Below are 17,456 nucleotides of genomic sequence, written 5' to 3'. Positions count from 1 at the left end.
GCGCCCCGCACCGGCCGACCGTCACCACCGAGGCGGCCGGCGCCGCCCCCGCCGACTCACCGCCGAACGAGCGGACGCGGCTCCCCACCATCCGCGGCACCGGCACCACGTGGCGCCCCTCGGCCCCATAGCCCTCGCCTCACGACAGGGCCTGGCGGAACCGCCCCGTCACCCGTGCTCAGCGGCGGGGCTCACGAGACGCTCCCCTCCGCCGCGGGACGCCGCTGCCGCGGCACGGCGGCCCCGTCGAGCGGCCAGGTGTGCACCGGTTCCCCGGTGTGCATCAGCTCGCTGTAGCGCCGGGTCATCGCGGCCAGCGCGGCGTCCCGGGCAAGGCCCTGCCGTCGCGCCTGGTGGAACGCCGCGGCCTGCCAGGACGCCCCGTTGACCCGGCGTGCGCAGCGGGCCTCGATGATGCCCAGATAGCGGTCGCGGTCGGCCGCTTCGACGCCCCAGGCGTCCAGCCCGGCGGCCGCCAGCGGCAGCAGTTCCTGCTGGACCAGGCGTACGGCGGGGACCTCGGCGATGCCGCCGGCCCGGCCGGGGCGGGGCCAGCGGAGGGTGGCGTCGATGCCGTGGCGGCAGGCGGCGTCGAAGTTGGCGTCCGCGGCGCTGAACGGGAGGCGGCTCCAGACGGGGCGGGGCTGTTCGGCCAGTGCGCGCACCAGGCCGTAGTAGAAGGCGGTGTTGGCGATGACGTCGGCGACGGTGGGGCCGGCCGGCAGGACGCGGTTCTCCACGCGCAGGTGCGGGACGCCGTCGGCGACCGCGTAGACGGGGCGGTTCCAGCGGTAGATGGTGCCGTTGTGCAGCACCAGTTCGGCGAGGTCGGGCACTCCGCCCTCGTCGAGGACGCGCAGCGGGTCCTGCGGTCCGCACAGCGGCAGCAGCGGCGGGAAGAAGCGCAGGTTCTCCTCGAACAGCTCGTAGGCGGAGGCCACCCAGCGCTCGCCGAACCACGTGCGCGGCCGCACTCCCTGTGCCTGGAGTTCGGGTGCGCGGGTGTCGGTGGCCTGCTGGAAGGCCGGTGGCCGCGATTCCCGCCACAGCTCCCGCCCGAACAGGAAGGGGGAGTTGGCGCCGACGGCTATCTGGACGGCGGCGATCGCCTGGGCCGCGTTCCAGACGGCGGCGAAGCGGCCGGGCGTGACCTGGAGGTGCAGTTGGACGGAGGTGCAGGCGGCTTCGGGGGCGATCGAGGGGGACCGGGCGACCAGGTGCTCGACACCCTGTATGTCGATGGCGAAGTCCTCGCCACGGGCGGCCCGCATCTGGTCGTTGAGCAGTGCGTAGCGGTCGTTGGCGGAGAGGCTGGCGACGGTGAGGTCCTCGGCGCCCAGCGTCGGCAGGATGCCGATCATCACGATGCGGGCGGCGGCCTCGCGGGCCTTTCTCTCCGCGTAGCCGAGGCCGGTGCGCAGTTCCTCGGCGAGCTGGTCCAATACCTGTCCGGACAGGCGGTGCGGGGTGATGTTGACCTCTAGATTGCACTGGGCGAGTTCGGTCTGGAAATCACCGCTGGCGATCTTTTCGAGGACCTGGGAGTTCAGCATGCGGGGCAGTCCGTCGGCGCCCGCGAGATTGAGTTCGATCTCCAGCCCCATGAGATTCTTGGGGCGGTCGAACCGCTTCTCCACCAGGAGCCGGTGCAGCCCCTCCAGGCAGTCGTAAAGCTTTCTTCGATAGCGCTCCCGGTCCGCCAGGTCGTGCCCTTCCGCGTCGACCTTCTCCCCCATCGGCGGTCCCTCCTAGAGTGAACGGCCCGCGGCCACGGGCTGGGTTGGGGCGCCGTCCCCGGTGCCCCGGGCACGGGCTACGGTCGATGATGCCCCGGCAATCAGATCCATAACGCCTCAGGGGCATGCCGGTGCCGCTAGGCTCATAGAGGCGGACACACGGCACTTCCCGCAGGCATATCTCGCCGGCCAACACCGTCCGCATTTCGCTCGTAAAAAACACCGATGAGTTCCGGCCTACCACTCCGCGGAAGAATTACGAGGCAACTCCTCGAAATTCCCGCACAAAGCGGAGGAAATCACCCTGGACAGCGGTCCGGATTCCGCCTTGCCGGAAATCCGCAAGGCGGGTAGCCGAAACACTTCCAGAACAAATGTCGTATAAACTTCGCAGACGAGGCAGAGATTTGGCGCCAGCGTGGCGGTGTGCTCACCGGTGCTCCGGCACCGCGGCCGGCCCGTCGGTCCCCGCGCTCCGGTCAGCCAGGCTCTGACCCGCCCGCAGACAGCGCCGTCCGCACTGCTGCGCTCCACCGTGTCTCCGAAGTGAGAGGCGACCCGCCATGCCGCTGCATGTTCCCCCTGCTCCTGAGCCCGCCCTGCGCAGCGTTCTCAGTGCCCTCGGCTCCCCCACCGCGGTCCGCGAGGCCCCGGCCGCCGCGCTCCGCACCCACCAGGGACCGCTGAGCCCCGACCACCCGCTGCCCGTGCACGTCTGGGCGGACATCAGCCAGGCCGGCCCACCCCGCACCCGCCTGGCCGGCTGGCGCTTCCTGGTCCGGGGCGGCGAGCGGGCCGTGGCCGCAGCCGAGGCCCGGCTCACCGCAGACGGCTGGGCGTTCTCCCACTTCTGCGACGGCCCCTACGTCGCCGCGACGGAACGGGCGCTGCTGCAGGCCGAGTCGCTCACCGCGCCCTACCAGCCCCGGCTGCTGTCCGTCCCGGAGCTCTACATGCTCACCCTCTGGCTGCACCACGATCTCTCCGCGGACGGCGCCGACGGCATGCCCGCCCCCGGTGACCTCCTGGTGCCGCTGGCCCCCGCCCCGCCCGGAATCGCCTCCCACCTCCCGCAGCGCGTCGCCGACCTGCTGCCCCGCCTCGCCCTCCGACTCGGCCCCACGCCGCTGCTGCGCAAACCGGCCTGACCGCACTCCCCCAGCACCGGCCTCCACCCCACCAAAGAAGCACGCCACCCCACGCGCCCGCCGTGCTCCCGTGCGCCCCGTGACCGCCGCCCCGGCCGCGGGGCGCACCACGTCATCCGCCCCCACCCACCGGCAACGCGCCAATCCCCGGGGAACCACGCGCACTTGGGCAACCGCCCGCACGGGTGACACGTCCGTATCGAGTGTGCACCGCTGCTGCGAAATCCCTGCGGAATCCCTTCCGTAGGGCAAGACTGGGACCGACAAGAAACGGGGGAGCGGCCATGACCACCTCATCAAGCCGCACAACGTCCACCACTCCGCAGCGAAAGACAACTTCCATGTGCCAGCATCAACCGCCATGCCCGTCAGCCGACTCCACGGACCGGGAGGCCGCGCACCTGGTGGCGCACCACCCGGAGCAGGGCTGGAGCCTGCTGTGCAACGGCGTCCTGCTCTTCGAGGACACCGGTGAGCTGCTGCCGGACGGGCAGGTCATCGCCCCGCACCGGCCGCTCGGCACGCCCCGGGTCACCGCCGCCGCCTGATATCCGCGGCCACCCGGCACGTACAACAGGGCCCCCGGCAGATGCGCCGAGGGCCCTTTGATGTGGCCACCGGTCACCGGTGGCCCCGTCGATCAGACGTCGTACTCGTCCAGCGGCGGGCAGGAGCAGACGAGGTTCCGGTCACCGAAGGCACCGTCGATCCGGCGCACCGGCGGCCAGTACTTGCCCGCGGCGTCGACCCCGGCCGGGAAGACGGCCTCCTCGCGGCTGTAGGCGTGGCTCCACTCACCGCCGAGCGCGGCCGTGGTGTGCGGGGCGTTGCGCAGCGGGTTGTCGTCCTTGTCCCATTCCCCCGAGCCGACCTTTTCGATCTCGGCACGAATGGCGATCATCGCGTCGCAGAACCGGTCGAGCTCGGTCAGGTTCTCGCTCTCGGTCGGCTCGATCATCAGCGTGCCGGCCACCGGGAAGGACATCGTCGGCGCGTGGAAGCCGTAGTCGATGAGCCGCTTGGCGACATCGTCGATGCTCACACCCGTCGCCTTGGTCAGCGGCCGGACGTCGATGATGCACTCGTGGGCGACCAGCCCGCCGGGGCCGGTGTAGAGCACCGGGTAGTGCGGCTCCAGGCGCTTGGCGATGTAGTTCGCGGACAGCACCGCGACCTGGGTCGCGCGCTTGAGGCCCTCGCCGCCCATCAGCCGGACGTACGCCCAGGAGATCGGCAGGATGCCGGCCGAGCCCCAGGGGGCGGCCGAGATCGGCCCGACACCGGTCTCCGGGCCCGCGGTGGGCTGGAGCGGGTGGTTGGGCAGGTACGGCGCCAGGTGGGCACGGACGCCGACCGGGCCCACACCGGGACCGCCGCCGCCGTGCGGGATGCAGAACGTCTTGTGCAGGTTGAGGTGCGAGACGTCGCCGCCGAACTTCCCCGGCTCGGCCAGACCGACCAGCGCGTTGAGGTTGGCGCCGTCCACGTAGACCTGACCGCCGGCCTCGTGCACCGCCGCGCAGATCTCGCTGATGTGCTCCTCGAACACCCCGTGGGTGGACGGGTAGGTGACCATCAGGACGGCCAACTCGTCCCGGTGCTTGGCGATCTTGGCGTGCAGGTCCTCGGTGTCGACCTCGCCGTCCTCACCGGTCTTGACGACGACGACCTTCATGCCGGCCATCACGGCGCTGGCCGCATTGGTGCCGTGCGCCGACGACGGGATCAGGCAGACGGTGCGCTGCTCGTCGCCGTTGGCACGGTGGTAGGCGCGGACCGCGAGCAGACCGGCCAGCTCGCCCTGGGAACCGGCGTTGGGCTGGATCGACACCTTGGCGTAGCCGGTGACCGTGGCGAGCCGCTCCTCCAGCTCCTGGATGAGCGTGAGGTAGCCCTGCGCCTGGTCGGTCGGGACGAAGGGGTGCACCTGGCCGAACTCCGGCCAGGTCACCGGCTCCATCTCGGTCGTGGCGTTCAGCTTCATCGTGCAGGAACCGAGCGGGATCATCCCTCGGTCCAGCGCGTAGTCCTTGTCGGCCAGCGTGCGCAGGTAGCGCAGCATCGCGGTCTCGGAGCGGTGCTGGTGGAAGACCGGGTGGCCGAGGTAGTCGTCGGTGCGCAGCAGCGACTGCGGCAGGGCGTCGGCCGCGGCCGCGTCCAGCGCCTCGATGTCGCCCCGGACCCCGAACGCGCCCCAGACGCCGGCCAGCTCGGCACGACCGGTGGTCTCGTCGCAGGCGATGCCGACGAGGTCCGCGTCCACCTGCCGGAGGTTGACACCGGCCTCGCGGGCGGCCGCGACGACCTCGGCGGCCCGACCCGGCACCCGCGCGGTCAGGGTGTCGAAGTACGCGTCATGGACGAGCTCGACACCGCCGTCCGCCAGGCCCTTGGCCAGGATCGCGGCGTAGCGGTGGGTACGCCGGGCGATGGTGCGCAGCCCCTCGGGACCGTGGTACACGGCGTACATACCGGCCATGACGGCGAGCAGCACCTGCGCGGTGCAGATGTTGCTGGTGGCCTTCTCCCGGCGGATGTGCTGCTCACGGGTCTGCAGCGCCAGGCGGTAGGCCTTGTTGCCGTCGGCGTCGACGGAGACGCCCACCAGCCGGCCGGGGAGGCTGCGGGCGTGCTGCTGGCGGACGGCCATGAAGCCGGCGTGCGGGCCACCGAAGCCCATCGGGACGCCGAAGCGCTGGGTGGTACCGACCGCTATGTCCGCACCGAGCTCACCGGGCGAGGTCAGCAGCGTCAGCGCCAGCAGGTCGGCGGCGACGGTGACGACGGCACCCAGCTCATGAGCCCGCTCGATGAGGGCCCGCGGGTCGCGCACCGCACCGGACGCACCCGGGTACTGGAGCAGCACGCCGAAGACGCCGCGCTCGGCGACCTCCTCCGGGATGCCGTCCGACAGGTCGGCGACCACGACCTCCACACCGGTCGGTTCGGCACGGGTCCGGACGACCGCGATGGTCTGCGGCAGACAGTCCGCGTCGACCAGGAAGACGCCCTGCTTGACCTTGCCGACCCGGCGGGAGAGCGCCATCGCCTCAGCGGCGGCCGTGCCCTCGTCCAGGAGGGACGCACCGGAGGTGGGCAGTCCGGTCAGGTCCGCGACCATGGTCTGGAAGTTCAGCAGGGCCTCCAGCCGGCCCTGCGAGATCTCCGGCTGGTAGGGCGTGTAGGCCGTGTACCAGGACGGGTTCTCCATCACGTTGCGCAGGATCACCGGCGGCGTGAAGGTGCCGTAGTAGCCGAGCCCGATCATGGGCGACAGGACCTGGTTGCGCTCCGCGAGGGCACGCAGCTCCGCCAGGACCTCGGCCTCGGTACGGGCCTGCGGCAGACCCAGCGCCTCGGCACTCTTGATCACGTCGGGGACTGCGGCGGCGGTGAGCTCGTCCAGCGATCCGAAGCCGACCTGCGCGAGCATCTTGGCCTGCGCCTCGTGGTCGGGGCCGATGTGCCGGTCCTCGAACGGGGTGCCGCGCTCCAGCTCGGTCAGGGGGATGCGGTTGGTGGTCATCGTGCGGGGGCCTCCTGGTCACTATGACCTACGAGGGGCACCACGGCGCTGGTGCCCGGACGGCCTCCCCCTCTGTCATCTCAACCTGAGAGCTTCACCGGCCCGCAGGCTGCGGCCCGGCTTTCACCGTCGGTGAGGAGGGGTTCCGGCGTGATGCTGTCCGTGGCCCGCCCTGCTTTCCAGAGTGACCTCGTCCATGCGGTACGTGTGCCTGAGAGTTTCCGGGGAGGATTTGCTCCTTCGGCGCCCCTGGTCGCGAACGACAAAAGGACTCTCCCGCATGGGGTCGACGGCCATCGCCAGCCTACCAGCGCACTGCCGGAACGATCCTTCGAGTGGCCGAGGCTTGGAATGTGCCGTTTCGTAGTTGTCACAAGGCAGTTGCGACCAATTGGAGGGACCGTGCAAACCGATATCGATCCCCGGAGCCTCATCGGCCGCAAAGCGTTCGACCGGAACGGCACGAAAATAGGGACCGTCGACGAGGTCTACCTCGACGATGCGACGGGCGAACCGGAGTGGGCGGCCGTCCGCACCGGCCTCTTCAGCCGAGACGCGTTCGTCCCCCTGGAACCGAGCAAGATGGTCGGCGAAAGCCTGCACATCCCCTACGACCGCAAGCTCATCAAGGGCGCCCCGGACTTCGGCGTCGGCCGGCACCTCTCCCCCGAACAGGAACTCCAGCTCTACCACCACTACCGACTGGATATCTCCTCGCCGGCCGCGGACCCCGCCTCGTCCGCCGGTGACACCGACTTCGGACGGATCGCCGGCGCGGACGGCTGATCCGGCCCGCCCAGCAGCGACAGGGGCTCACCCGGCCGCAGCGCCGGATCGTCGACGGCGAAGGTCCGCACCCGTCCCGGTGCGGACCACGGCGTCTCGAACCGCACGGTCACCCTCCCCACACCGCTGCCCTGCACCCACCCGGCGCCGAACTCCTCATGGACCACGTCCAGCCCCGGGTGCCAGCGCCGCGGCAGCTCCGGAGCAGCCTCGCGCTCCCCCGCCGGCACCTCCGCCGCCGGCTCCGCCGCCCCGCCCGCGGACCGCTCCTCCGCCTCCCGCTCCGTGGCCAGCTGCGCGAACAGGTCCTCCTGCGTGAAGTCGGCCAGCCCACTGACCCCCACACCCAGCAGCCGGACCCCGCCGGTGGTGTCCACCGTCTCCAACAGCCGTACAGCGGCCTCCCGGACGACCGCCGGGTCGTCCGTGGGCCCACGCAACGTCTCGGACCGGGTCAGTGTCGAGAAGTCGTAGTTCCGCACCTTGATCACCACCGTGCGACCGGACCGCCCGGCAGCCCGCAGCCGCGCCACACACCGGTCCGCCAGCCGCAGCATCTCGTTCCGCACCCGCGTCCGGTCCGTCAGATCGACCTCGAAGGTGTCCTCGACCGACACCGACTTCGCGTCCCGCTCGGCCACCACCGGCCGGTCGTCCTGCCCCATCGCCATCGCGTACAGCCCGGCGCCGTGCGCCTTGCCCAACAGCCGCACCAGCTCCGCCTCCCCCGCCTCGGCGGTCTCCGCGACGGTGTGGATCCCGGCCCGGCGCAGCGTCTCGGCCGTCGCCGGACCGACCCCGGGCAGCGTCCGCACCGGCATCGGCTCCAACAACTCCCGCTCGGTGCCGGGCTCGATCACCACCAGACCGTCCGGCTTCGCCGCCTCCGACGCGATCTTGGCAAGCATCTTGGCACCGGCCAGCCCCACCGAACCGGTCAGCCCGGTGACCACCCGGATATCGCGCCGCAGCCGCTCCCCCACCGCCCGCGCCGCCGCCGACTCCGCCGGCACCCCGCCCGCCTCCAGGTCCACAAAGGCCTCATCCAGGCTCAGCGGCTCCACCAGCGGCGAGAGCGCCCGCAGCAGCTCCATGACGGCATCACTCACCTGGCGGTACAGCGTGAACCGCGGAGTGAGATAGGCAGCGTTGGGGCACAACCGGCGCGCCTGCGCCGTAGGCATCGCCGAACGCACTCCAAAGACCCGCGCCTCATACGAGGCCGTGGCAACCACTCCACGCGGCCCGATCCCGCCGACGACCACGGGTTTCCCGCGCAGGCTCGGCTTGGCCGCCTGCTCGGCGGACGCGTAGAAGGCATCCATGTCCAGATGCAGAATCGTCGGCGCACGTCTCACACCACTGATGCTGCCGCACACCACTGACAATGGCCCGATCCCGGGGCCGGAGCCGACCGCCCGCCGTCAACCGGCGCGGTTGCGCCGCCGCGCCAGCTCGTCGTGCGGGTTCTTCCCGATCAGCGTCTCCCCGGTGTCCACCCGCTCCCCATGGAGCTGTGACAGCGACGCCTCCACGTCCCGCCACACCACGCCCACCGCGATCCCGAAGACGCCCTGGCCGCCCTGGAGGAGGTCCACGACCTGGTCGGGCGAAGTGCACTCATAGACCGTCGCGCCATCGCTCATCAACGTCATCCGCGTCAGGTCGGCCAATCCGCGCGCCCGCAGGTGCTGAACGGCGGTGCGGATGTTCTGCAGCGACACCCCGGTGTCCAACAGCCGCTTGACGATCTTCAGGACGACGACATCCCGAAAGCTGTAGAGCCGCTGGGTCCCTGATCCATAGGCGGGGCGGATGCTGGGCTCCACAAGCCCCGTGCGCGCCCAGTAGTCCAGCTGCCGGTAGGTGATACCCGCGGCCGCGCATGCGGTCGGTCCGCGGTAGCCGATGCTCTCCGCCTCACGGTCCCCCGACACCGCAGCGGGCTGCACAGGACTGTGGTTCGCCGCCGCGCCCGAGGGGAGCGGCAATGCCCCTTCCGCCGCCGTACCGTCGCCGGTGATTGCCACGCCGCCCTCCGTCCTCCACGTCCCGGACGGGACCTGCCATATCGACGGTATGCAGTCACTCGGGGTGCGTCAACGATCGCCGCGCTCGCCACGCCGAGTGATAATCACCCTACGAGTGGTTTCTCGTGACTTGTCACGGGGAATGGATGGCAGGTTGGCCGGAAACAGGCGGTTCACCTGACCGGTCACTGGTTGGTGCCGAAGTCCTCGGGCGAGATCTGGTCGAGGAACTCGCGGAACTTCTCCACCTCGTCCTCCTGCTCGTCCGGGATGGCGATGCCCGCGTCGTCCAGCACGCCGTCGGTACCGAAGATCGGGGTCCCGGTGCGCAACGCCAGCGCTATCGCGTCCGACGGCCGGGCACTGACCTCGACTCCACTGGCGAAGACCAGTTCGGCGTAGAAGACCCCCTCGCGCAGATCCGTGATCCGGACCTGCGTCAGCTCCTGGCCCACGGCCTCCAGCACGTCCTTGAAGAGGTCATGCGTCAGCGGCCGGGCAGGGACCATGCCCTGCTGGGCGAATGCGATGGCGGTGGCCTCCCCCGGCCCGATCCAAATGGGCAGGTAACGGTCGCCTCCCACCTCCCGCAACAGCACGATCGGTTGGCTGGAAGGCATCTCCACCCGGACACCCACGACGTCGAGCTCGTTCACACAGCAACCCTAGGCCGTGCCCGGCAGGTTTGGGTAGTCGGGCACTCGTTTGCTCATGGCAGACGGATACGCAGCGCGCTCTGCAACAGCGCCGCGTGTAGCCGCACCGACAGCGTGGCCAGCTCCCGGGCGGTGGCCTCGGCATGGGCCCGGGTCTGCGGATTGCGGTGCCGCCGAAGGGGTGCCACGACCTGCTCGACGAGCCCCGCCTCACGCTCCGCGGACGCCTTGACCGCCCGCAGGTGCCGCGGCTCCAGACCGAATCGACCGAGATCCGCCACGAGTTTGGCGACGGCGACCGCTTCGATGTCGTACCTGCCGCCCTCGTGCGCGACGATGAGTCCGTACGACTCCCAGTCGACGAGCGCCGCCTCGTCCACCCCAGCGGCGGCCAGCAGCTCCGCCCGGCCGATCCGGGCGGCCGTCGGGCGCTCCTCGTCCGGCTCGGAGACGCCCTCGACCAAATCGCGGGACGGCGCCGCCGCAGCCGGCAGCTGGACCTGCTCGCCCCGCTCCAGGGCCTCCAGATGCTCCCTGATGACCTTCAGGGGAAGGTAGTGGTCCCGCTGCATCCGCAGCACGTTCGCCAGGCGCTCGACGTCCGCCGCGGTGAACTTGCGGTACCCGGAAGGCGTGCGCTGCGGCTCGACCAGCCCCTCGGCCTCCAAAAAACGGATCTTGGAGATGGTGACCTCGGGAAACTCCTCGCGCAGCACGTTGAGCACCGAGCCGATGCTCATCGGTTTGCGGTCCGAGGAGGCGGCGCCGGACGAGCCGGCACCGCCTGTCGGTGATTGGCGCATTTGCCTTCCCTGACGGTCAGATACCGACGCCCCGCTGGCTCGGGTAGAAGACCAGGCGGTACTTGCCGATCTGCACCTCGTCGCCATTGGCGAGAACCACGGCCTCGATCGGCTCACGGTTGACGTAGGTGCCGTTGAGACTGCCGACGTCGGTCACCGTGAAGTGGCCGTCCGAACCGCGCCGGAACTCCACGTGGCTACGGGAGACCGTCACATCGTCGAGGAAGATGTCGCCCTGCGGGTGCCGGCCCGCGGTCGTCAGCTCGCTGTCCAGAAGGAAGCGGCTGCCCGCGTTCGGACCCCGACGGACGACCAGCAGCGCCGAGCCCATCGGAAGGGCGTCAACGGCCGCCTGAGCCTCCGGGGAGAGCGCCGGCGACAGGTTCTGCCCGGTCGTCTCCGCGTCGTACGCCTCGATCCCCGAGATGGAGATCGTCGAGGTCGTCTCGGAGGCCCGCTCGGCATGGGCGCCCGCGCGCAGCGGGGCACCGCAGTTGGAACAGAACCGGCTCGCCTCGGCGTTCCGGTGCCCGCACCTCGTACAAACCGGCAAGGCCGACCCTCCACCCGTGGTTGAGGTTGATGATTCCTGGGAACCTATGCGGCCGGCACCGGAGGGGTCAACAGAACCCGCGCCGTGCCCCCCGGACGGACCGTCGACCTCATCACGGAACAGCGGACGGTTCTCCGACGCCGCGTCCTCCTCCGGACGACGCGGAGCACGGTGCCGTGCCGAACCGCCGTCGCCCTCCTGGCGCGCGCTCTTGCCAAACAGCTTTCCAAACAACTTCACGGGCGATTCCCCTTGTACGACACAGACCCGCCCGTGGGGCAGGACGAACCCTCGATACACACACCAGCCGTTCCGGACATCCTGTGAACGTCCGCGGCTTCCAGACAGTTTCCACCACACACCACACGCACAGTGTGCCGACCCCCCGCTACCTCATGCCCTTGCCGGGCCCTCACCATACGTGGACGCCTCACCGGGATGACGACCGAGCGTAGTCAGGCCGCTTCGCCTCCCGCAAGGCATCCACAACGATCTTCCCTTCACGGGTCACAGACACCTTGGCCTGCTCCTTTTCCAGCGTCTGGACCACGCCGCCAGGAATGTTGAGCGCCGGCTCCAGATCCTCCGGCTTCCCGATGACCTTGAACCGGTACGGCGGCGTGACGCTCTTGCCGTCAACCTCCACCCCGCCCCGGAGATCCGAGAAGTAGGTGTTCGCGACGACCCGGACATTGTTGACCTGGACGGCCTCGGCCCCCGCCGCCCGCAGCTCCTGGATGGTGTCCAGCAGCTTGTCCGCCTCCACCGAGTGGTGGGGGTCGTCGATGGTCAGGTTGATGCCGGGGCCCTGCGCCGCGACAGTCCCCGCCAACACACCCAGCTGCTGTTCCTTCTCCACGGTCTGCTTGCGAGCCTCCTCGGCCTGGTCCGAGCTGTTCTCCAACTCGGTCCGCTGTCCTTCCAGGCGCCGCTGCTCATCCGTCAACCGCTGGGAGCGATTGTCCAGTTCGTCAAGAATGCGCACCAAGTCCTCCTGGCGCGCACCTCGCAGCGCACTGTTGTCACTGGTGGAACGTACCTGAATCGCGAGGCCGAGGCCGAGAATGAACAGGAGCAACGCAACGATCAGTTGAGCTCGGGACAACCGCGGCGGCCACAGACCTGCGACGAGCCGCTGCCGCCCGGTCATCGGCGGCGCGGCTTCCGCGTCCGCTGTCGCGTCCGAGCCGGCACCAGCAACCGGTTCGCTCTCCTCCTGCCCCGATTCCCGCTGCTCATGCGCCGGTTCGGGCCCCTTGCCACCCTCCGACGCCCAACCCGGCCTGTGCGGCCTCTCAGGCGGCATCGGCCGCCGGCCCGCCGGGCTCTCCACAGGGCCCTCAGACGCCGTCTCGGGCTTCCGCTCCGGCCGTTCCTCCGGCGTGCGCTCCGGCCCCGGGGTCTCGTCCGCTGGCATCGGCCTCACGCCCGGAAGACGTGCCGGCGGATCGCGGCAGCGTTGGAGAAGATGCGGATACCGAGCACCACCACGACACCGGTGGAGAGTTGGGCACCGACGCCCAACTTGTCCCCGAGGAAGACGATCAGGGCGGCGACCACCACGTTGGACAGGAAGGAGACGACGAAGACCTTGTCGTCGAAGATGCCGTCCAACATCGCGCGCAGACCCCCGAACACGGCGTCCAACGCGGCCACGACAGCGATCGGCAAGTAGGGCTCGACCACCGTCGGCACCACGGGTCGGACGACGATTCCGACCACGACTCCCACGATGAGGCCCAATACGGCGATCACGATGTGCCCTTCCCTGTGACGGCGCCGTCCACCTTCGCGGCACCGGCCTTCGGCTTTGCAGTACGTACGGTCAAGCTCGGCGCGGGCGGCAGCGTGACCTCGTTCTCCACGGAAATCCTGGCGCGCACGCCGTAGTTCTCCTGCAGCACGTGCAGATACTGGCCGTCGGTGCTGTCCTGGAACGTGGTGCTCAGCCGCTGCCCGTCCCCCACCGCCAGCACCGTATACGGCGGCACCAGTGGCTTGTTGTCGACCAGTATGGCGTCTCCCGCGGCTCTGATCGCCGAGAGGGACGTGAGCCGCTGCCCATTGACGGAGATGGCCTCCGCACCGGACTGCCACAACCCGTTCACGACGCGCTGCATATCCCGGTCACGCACCCGTCCGGTGTCCGAGAAGTCGCTGCTCTCGCGCGGACCTCCGGTACCGGCTGTGGCCCCCTTGGCATCATCCACCACGAGTTTCACACCCGGCCCACTGACCTGTGTCGAACCGGCCAACAACGCCAGCAGCTCGGCCTTCCCATCGCCGTACTGTCTGAGTGCCTGGCGCTGCATCCGGTCCACCGCGTCCCGGGTCGCGTCCACCTTCTGCTGCTGGGTGTCGGCCTCGGCGGTGCCCTTCTGGATGCGATGGATCAGCTCCTCGCGCTCCTTGGCCAGCGTCGGCGCCGAGACCCGCGCCTGCGCCGCCCCCACGGTCACCACCAGCGCCGCCAGCACCAGCCCCGCCGCCAGGCCCAACTTCGCCCGCAGCGTGCGCGGCAGACCGCTGACGCCCTCCGCGGCCCTCCGCGCGGCGGCCTCGGCGTACCCGTCGTCGAGGCTGTGATCCATCACATTGGTGAGCAGCGACATGGACGCATCAGGGCGCGCGGCCGAGGGATGGGGATTGCTCCGATCGGGGCGCTGCTGCGACATGCCGCACATCGTCGCACGTCGGCGACGCGGTCTCCCAACGGCCCCACCCGGCGTGCTGATCGGGCAGCACGCCGGGTGGGGTCGGGCTCAGCGCCCGGCGCTGTCGACGACGGCCGCCCACTCGTCGAGCAGTTGCTGAGCCGAGGCGTCGTCCGGCCCCTCCGCCCAGAGATGGGTGACCGCCTCAGCCGGGTCAGGCAGCACCAGCACCCAACGCCCGTCGGCCTCCACGACCCGCACACCGTCGGTGGTGTCCACGTCACGGTCGCCGGCCGCCTCCACGACGTGCCGCATCACCAGCCCCTTGACCGCCCACGGCGTCGCCAGATCGCGCCGCTGGACGTGCGCCCGCGGAATCCGCGCGTCGATCTGGCTGAGCGTGAGCTGCGTACGGGCCACCAGACCGATCAGCCGGACGAACGCCGCGGAGCCGTCGAAGACGCTGCTGAACTCCGGGATGATGAAGCCGCCCCTGCCGTCCCCGCCGAACACCGTGCCGTCCGACCGTCCCACCCGCGTCAGATCGTCCGGCGAGGTCGTCGTCCACTCGACCTGCGTGCCGTGATACGCCGCCACCTGCTCGGCGATCCGGGTCGTGGTCACCGGCAGCGCCACCCGCCCGCTGCGCCGCTCGGCGGCGATCAGATCCAGCATCACCAGCAGCGCACGGTCGTCCTCGATGATCCGGCCGCGCTCGTCCACCAGGGAGAGCCGCTCCCCGACCGGGTCGAAACGTACACCGAACGCGGCCCGGGCCGAGGCCACGATCTCGCCCAGCCGGACCAGCCCGGAGCGGCGGGCCTCGGCGGTCTCGGTCGGCCGGGCCTCGTCGAGGCCCGGATTGATGGTCAACGAGTCGACGCCGAGCCGTCCGAGCAGGCTGGGCAGCACCAGACCGGCGCTCCCGTTCGACGCGTCCACGACGACTTTGAGCCCGGACTCACCGACCCCCTGGGTGTCCACGGCCCGCAACAAGGCTCCCGTATAGGAGTCGAAGACGCTGGCCGGGAAGCTGAGGTCACCGATCTCGCCGGGGAAGGCCCGTCTGTACTCCTGACGGGCATAGACCCGGTCGAGCTTGCGCTGACCGGCCTGCGAGAGATCCGCGCCCCGCTCGTCGAAGAACATGATGTCGACGGAGTCCGGCACACCGGGCGTGGTCCGCACCATGATCCCGCCGGCGCTGCCCCGCGCGGTCTGCTGCCTGGCGACCGGCAACGGCACGTTCTCCAGGTCCCGCACGTCGATGGCGCTCGCCTGCAACGCGGAGATCACCGCCCGCTTCAGCGCCCGGGCACCGCGGGAGTGGTCGCGCGCGGTGGTGACCGTCGCCCCCTTCTTCAAGGTGGTGGCGTACGCACCGGCCAGCCGCACCGCGAGTTCCGGGGTGATCTCGACGTTGAGGATTCCCGACACCCCACGCGCGCCGAACAGATGCGCCTGGCCACGGGATTCCCAGATCACCGAGGTGTTGACGAACGCACCGGCCTCGATCGTCTTGAACGGGTACACCCGCACATTGCCTTGGACGATCGACTCCTCGCCGATGAGGCATTCATCGCCGATGACCGCGCCGTCCTCGATCCGCGCGGCCCGCATGATGTCGGTGTTCTTCCCGATCACGCAGCCGCGCAGATTGCTCTGCTGACCGATGAAGACGTTGTCGTGCACCACGGCCCGGTGGAGGAACGCACCGCTCTTGACGACGACATTGGAGCCGACGACCGTGTGCTCGCGGATCTCCACATCCGCCTCGACCTTGGCGTAGTCACCGATGTACAACGGGCCGCGCAGCACGGCGTCCGGATGCACCTCGGCGCCTTCGGCAACCCACACACCCGGCGAGATCTCGAAGCCGTCGATTTCGACGTCGACTTTCCCCTCGAGCACGTCGGCCTGGGCCTTCACATAGCTCTCGTGCGTACCGACGTCCTCCCAGTAGCCCTCGGCCACATAGCCGAAGACCGGCTTGCCTTCCTTCATCAACTGCGGAAAGACATCCCCGGACCAGTCGACCGGAACGTCGGACTCGACGTAGTCGAAGACCTCCGGCTCCATCACGTAGATACCCGTGTTGACGGTGTCGGAGAAGACCTGCCCCCAGGTCGGCTTCTCCAGGAACCGCTCGACCCGCCCGCCCTCGTCGACGATGGTGATGCCGAACTCCAGCGGATTGGGCACCCGTGTGAGGCACACGGTGACCAGGGCACCCTTTTCCTTGTGGAAGCGGATGAGGTCGGTGAGGTCGAAGTCGGTGAGGGCGTCACCGGAGATGACGAGGAAGGCGTCGTCCCTGAGGGCCTCCTCGGCGTTCTTCACGCTACCGGCGGTGCCAAGTGGCTTTTCCTCATTGGCATAGGTGAGCTCCATGCCCAGCTCTTCCCCGTCACCGAAATAGTTCCGGACGAGCGAGGCCAGGAATTGCACGGTCACAACGGTCTCGGTGAGACCATGCCTTTTCAGCAGCCGCAGTACGTGCTCCATGATCGGCCTATTGGCCACAGGAAGCAGCGGCTTGGGCATGCTGGACGTCATGGGGCGAAGACGTGTTCCTTCTCCGCCGGCCATCACAACGGCCTTCATGTCGGAAGCGTCCTCCTCGAAAGAGACGACGGTCTTGCCGACTTCACCTGTCAAGAGCGCCCACTGTTTGCCCCCGCACGGGCGCTGAGCCTTGGCGCAATCTGCCGGTTCGGCGAGCTCAGTCGGCCGTGGCGTCCGCCCTGATGATCTGGCGAACCTGGACCACGTAGAGGATCCCTGCCCACCAGTACAGCGCCGTACCCCATCCTGCGAACGCCCATCCGAAAATAGCAGCGAGCGTGTGAAGCCAGTCACTTCCGCCACTGAGTAGCAGCAACGGGAAGGCGTACATCAAGTTGAACGTAGCCGCTTTGCCCAGGAAGTTCACCTGGGGAGGCCCGTAGCCGTGGCGTCCGAGGATTCCGACCGCGACCAGCAGCATCAGCTCTCGGGCGAGCAGCGCCGCGGTGAGCCAGACCGGAAGGATCTCCCGCCAGGTCAGGCCGACGAGGGTGGAAAGGATGTAGAGGCGGTCGGCCGCCGGATCGAGGATCCGCCCCAGGCTGCTGACCTGGTTCCAGCGCCGGGCGAGCTTGCCGTCGAGGTAGTCGCTGACGCCGCTCAGCGCGAGCACCAGCAGCGCCCAGCCATCGACGTTCGGACCGCCGAATTTCGGCCAGAGGATCAACCACAGGAACACGGGCACGCCGACCAGGCGGGCCATGCTCAGAATATTCGGGATGGTGAGGACACGATCTGTCTGGATCCGCGTCTCCTGGACCTCCACGCGGAAGCCTCCTGTGGGAAATATGCCGATGATGCCCCAGACTTTACCTGGCCCGCCGGCCCGGCCACGCCGCGGGGCCCTGTCCTAGAACGCAAGAAAGCCCTGTTGGGAACTTGGTTCCCAACAGGGCTTTCTCTTAAAAGGAGTTCGGCGGCGTCCTACTCTCCCACAGGGTCCCCCCTGCAGTACCATCGGCGCTGAAAGGCTTAGCTTCCGGGTTCGGAATGTAACCG

General features: G+C 69.6%; 15 protein-coding genes, 1 rRNA gene and 1 riboswitch. Of the genes, 3 read left to right on the top strand and 13 right to left on the bottom strand.

The annotated features are described in order from the left end of the window. Window positions 1–191: 191 nt before the first annotated feature. Entirely contained in the window at window positions 192–1,736 is a 1,545-nt protein-coding gene (locus ACIQE0_RS26920) for a glutamate-cysteine ligase family protein (RefSeq protein ID WP_402336881.1), read from the bottom strand. Between the two features lie 563 nt (window positions 1,737–2,299). Between ACIQE0_RS26920 and ACIQE0_RS26915 the strand changes: the two genes are divergently transcribed. Both ACIQE0_RS26915 and ACIQE0_RS26910 read left to right on the top strand, forming a co-directional pair. After that, entirely contained in the window at window positions 2,300–2,884 is a 585-nt protein-coding gene (locus ACIQE0_RS26915; protein ID WP_366339202.1) for a hypothetical protein, read from the top strand. Between the two features lie 341 nt (window positions 2,885–3,225). Then, window positions 3,226–3,432, top strand: coding sequence for a DUF5999 family protein (locus ACIQE0_RS26910; RefSeq protein ID WP_366339204.1), 207 nt, complete (start codon window positions 3,226–3,228; stop codon window positions 3,430–3,432). Between the two features lie 92 nt (window positions 3,433–3,524). Here ACIQE0_RS26910 and gcvP read toward each other — a convergent pair whose 3' ends face one another. Next, a complete protein-coding gene (gene gcvP / locus ACIQE0_RS26905) occupies window positions 3,525–6,410 on the bottom strand; it encodes an aminomethyl-transferring glycine dehydrogenase (RefSeq protein ID WP_366339206.1) in 2,886 nt (961 codons plus the stop codon). 189 nt (window positions 6,411–6,599) lie between these two features. Next, window positions 6,600–6,699, bottom strand: a riboswitch (glycine riboswitch). Window positions 6,700–6,800: 101 nt separating this feature from the next. Between gcvP and ACIQE0_RS26900 the strand changes: the two genes are divergently transcribed. Beyond that, entirely contained in the window at window positions 6,801–7,196 is a 396-nt protein-coding gene (locus tag ACIQE0_RS26900; protein WP_366339226.1) for a PRC-barrel domain-containing protein, read from the top strand. Here ACIQE0_RS26900 and ACIQE0_RS26895 read toward each other — a convergent pair. The 11 genes from ACIQE0_RS26895 to rrf all read right to left on the bottom strand — a co-directional run. Further along, window positions 7,106–8,554, bottom strand: a complete 1,449-nt coding sequence (locus tag ACIQE0_RS26895) for a DNA polymerase IV (protein ID WP_402336877.1) — start codon at window positions 8,552–8,554, stop codon at window positions 7,106–7,108. The genes ACIQE0_RS26900 and ACIQE0_RS26895 overlap by 91 nt on opposite strands. A gap of 66 nt (window positions 8,555–8,620) precedes the next feature. Continuing rightward, window positions 8,621–9,226 (bottom strand): MerR family transcriptional regulator, encoded by a 606-nt coding sequence (locus tag ACIQE0_RS26890; protein ID WP_366339210.1) that lies wholly within the window; start codon window positions 9,224–9,226, stop codon window positions 8,621–8,623. Between the two features lie 185 nt (window positions 9,227–9,411). Further along, window positions 9,412–9,882 (bottom strand): bifunctional nuclease family protein, encoded by a 471-nt coding sequence (locus ACIQE0_RS26885; RefSeq protein WP_016571419.1) that lies wholly within the window; start codon window positions 9,880–9,882, stop codon window positions 9,412–9,414. Between the two features lie 53 nt (window positions 9,883–9,935). Continuing rightward, window positions 9,936–10,685, bottom strand: a complete 750-nt coding sequence (locus ACIQE0_RS26880) for a MerR family transcriptional regulator (RefSeq protein ID WP_366339212.1) — start codon at window positions 10,683–10,685, stop codon at window positions 9,936–9,938. Between the two features lie 16 nt (window positions 10,686–10,701). After that, window positions 10,702–11,598: an FHA domain-containing protein gene (locus tag ACIQE0_RS26875; protein ID WP_366339213.1), complete on the bottom strand. Its 897-nt coding sequence runs from the start codon at window positions 11,596–11,598 to the stop codon at window positions 10,702–10,704. 70 nt (window positions 11,599–11,668) lie between these two features. Beyond that, window positions 11,669–12,655, bottom strand: a complete 987-nt coding sequence (locus ACIQE0_RS26870; RefSeq protein ID WP_402336872.1) for a DUF881 domain-containing protein — start codon at window positions 12,653–12,655, stop codon at window positions 11,669–11,671. Between the two features lie 5 nt (window positions 12,656–12,660). After that, window positions 12,661–12,993, bottom strand: coding sequence for a small basic family protein (locus ACIQE0_RS26865; protein WP_016578706.1), 333 nt, complete (start codon window positions 12,991–12,993; stop codon window positions 12,661–12,663). Then, window positions 12,990–13,913 (bottom strand): DUF881 domain-containing protein, encoded by a 924-nt coding sequence (locus ACIQE0_RS26860; protein ID WP_402336868.1) that lies wholly within the window; start codon window positions 13,911–13,913, stop codon window positions 12,990–12,992. Before ACIQE0_RS26860 ends, ACIQE0_RS26865 begins: the two co-directional genes overlap by 4 nt. Window positions 13,914–14,000: 87 nt before the next feature. Beyond that, window positions 14,001–16,496: a mannose-1-phosphate guanyltransferase gene (locus ACIQE0_RS26855; RefSeq protein ID WP_366339218.1), complete on the bottom strand. Its 2,496-nt coding sequence runs from the start codon at window positions 16,494–16,496 to the stop codon at window positions 14,001–14,003. A 118-nt stretch (window positions 16,497–16,614) separates the two neighbouring features. Then, window positions 16,615–17,223, bottom strand: a complete 609-nt coding sequence (locus ACIQE0_RS26850) for a CDP-alcohol phosphatidyltransferase family protein (protein ID WP_366339220.1) — start codon at window positions 17,221–17,223, stop codon at window positions 16,615–16,617. Between the two features lie 145 nt (window positions 17,224–17,368). After that, window positions 17,369–17,456, bottom strand: a 5S ribosomal RNA gene (rrf, locus tag ACIQE0_RS26845); the annotation flags it as partial.

Origin of the sequence: Streptomyces sp. NPDC093097 (genome assembly GCF_044754325.1) — a bacterium.
GTDB lineage: Bacteria > Actinomycetota > Actinomycetes > Streptomycetales > Streptomycetaceae > Streptomyces.
Note: the sequence above shows the minus strand (reverse complement) of the source record. Positions and strands in the feature narration are given on the sequence as shown.

Coding starts and splice junctions, on each gene's coding strand:
- ACIQE0_RS26870 (WP_402336872.1), bottom strand. CDS start 12,655: ATGCCAGCGGACGAGACCCCGGGGCCGGAGCGCACGCCGGAGGAACGG.
- ACIQE0_RS26915 (WP_366339202.1), top strand. CDS start 2,300: ATGCCGCTGCATGTTCCCCCTGCTCCTGAGCCCGCCCTGCGCAGCGTT.
- ACIQE0_RS26860 (WP_402336868.1), bottom strand. CDS start 13,913: ATGTCGCAGCAGCGCCCCGATCGGAGCAATCCCCATCCCTCGGCCGCG.
- ACIQE0_RS26880 (WP_366339212.1), bottom strand. CDS start 10,685: ATGCGCCAATCACCGACAGGCGGTGCCGGCTCGTCCGGCGCCGCCTCC.
- ACIQE0_RS26920 (WP_402336881.1), bottom strand. CDS start 1,736: ATGGGGGAGAAGGTCGACGCGGAAGGGCACGACCTGGCGGACCGGGAG.
- gcvP (WP_366339206.1), bottom strand. CDS start 6,410: ATGACCACCAACCGCATCCCCCTGACCGAGCTGGAGCGCGGCACCCCG.
- ACIQE0_RS26855 (WP_366339218.1), bottom strand. CDS start 16,496: ATGAAGGCCGTTGTGATGGCCGGCGGAGAAGGAACACGTCTTCGCCCC.
- ACIQE0_RS26910 (WP_366339204.1), top strand. CDS start 3,226: ATGTGCCAGCATCAACCGCCATGCCCGTCAGCCGACTCCACGGACCGG.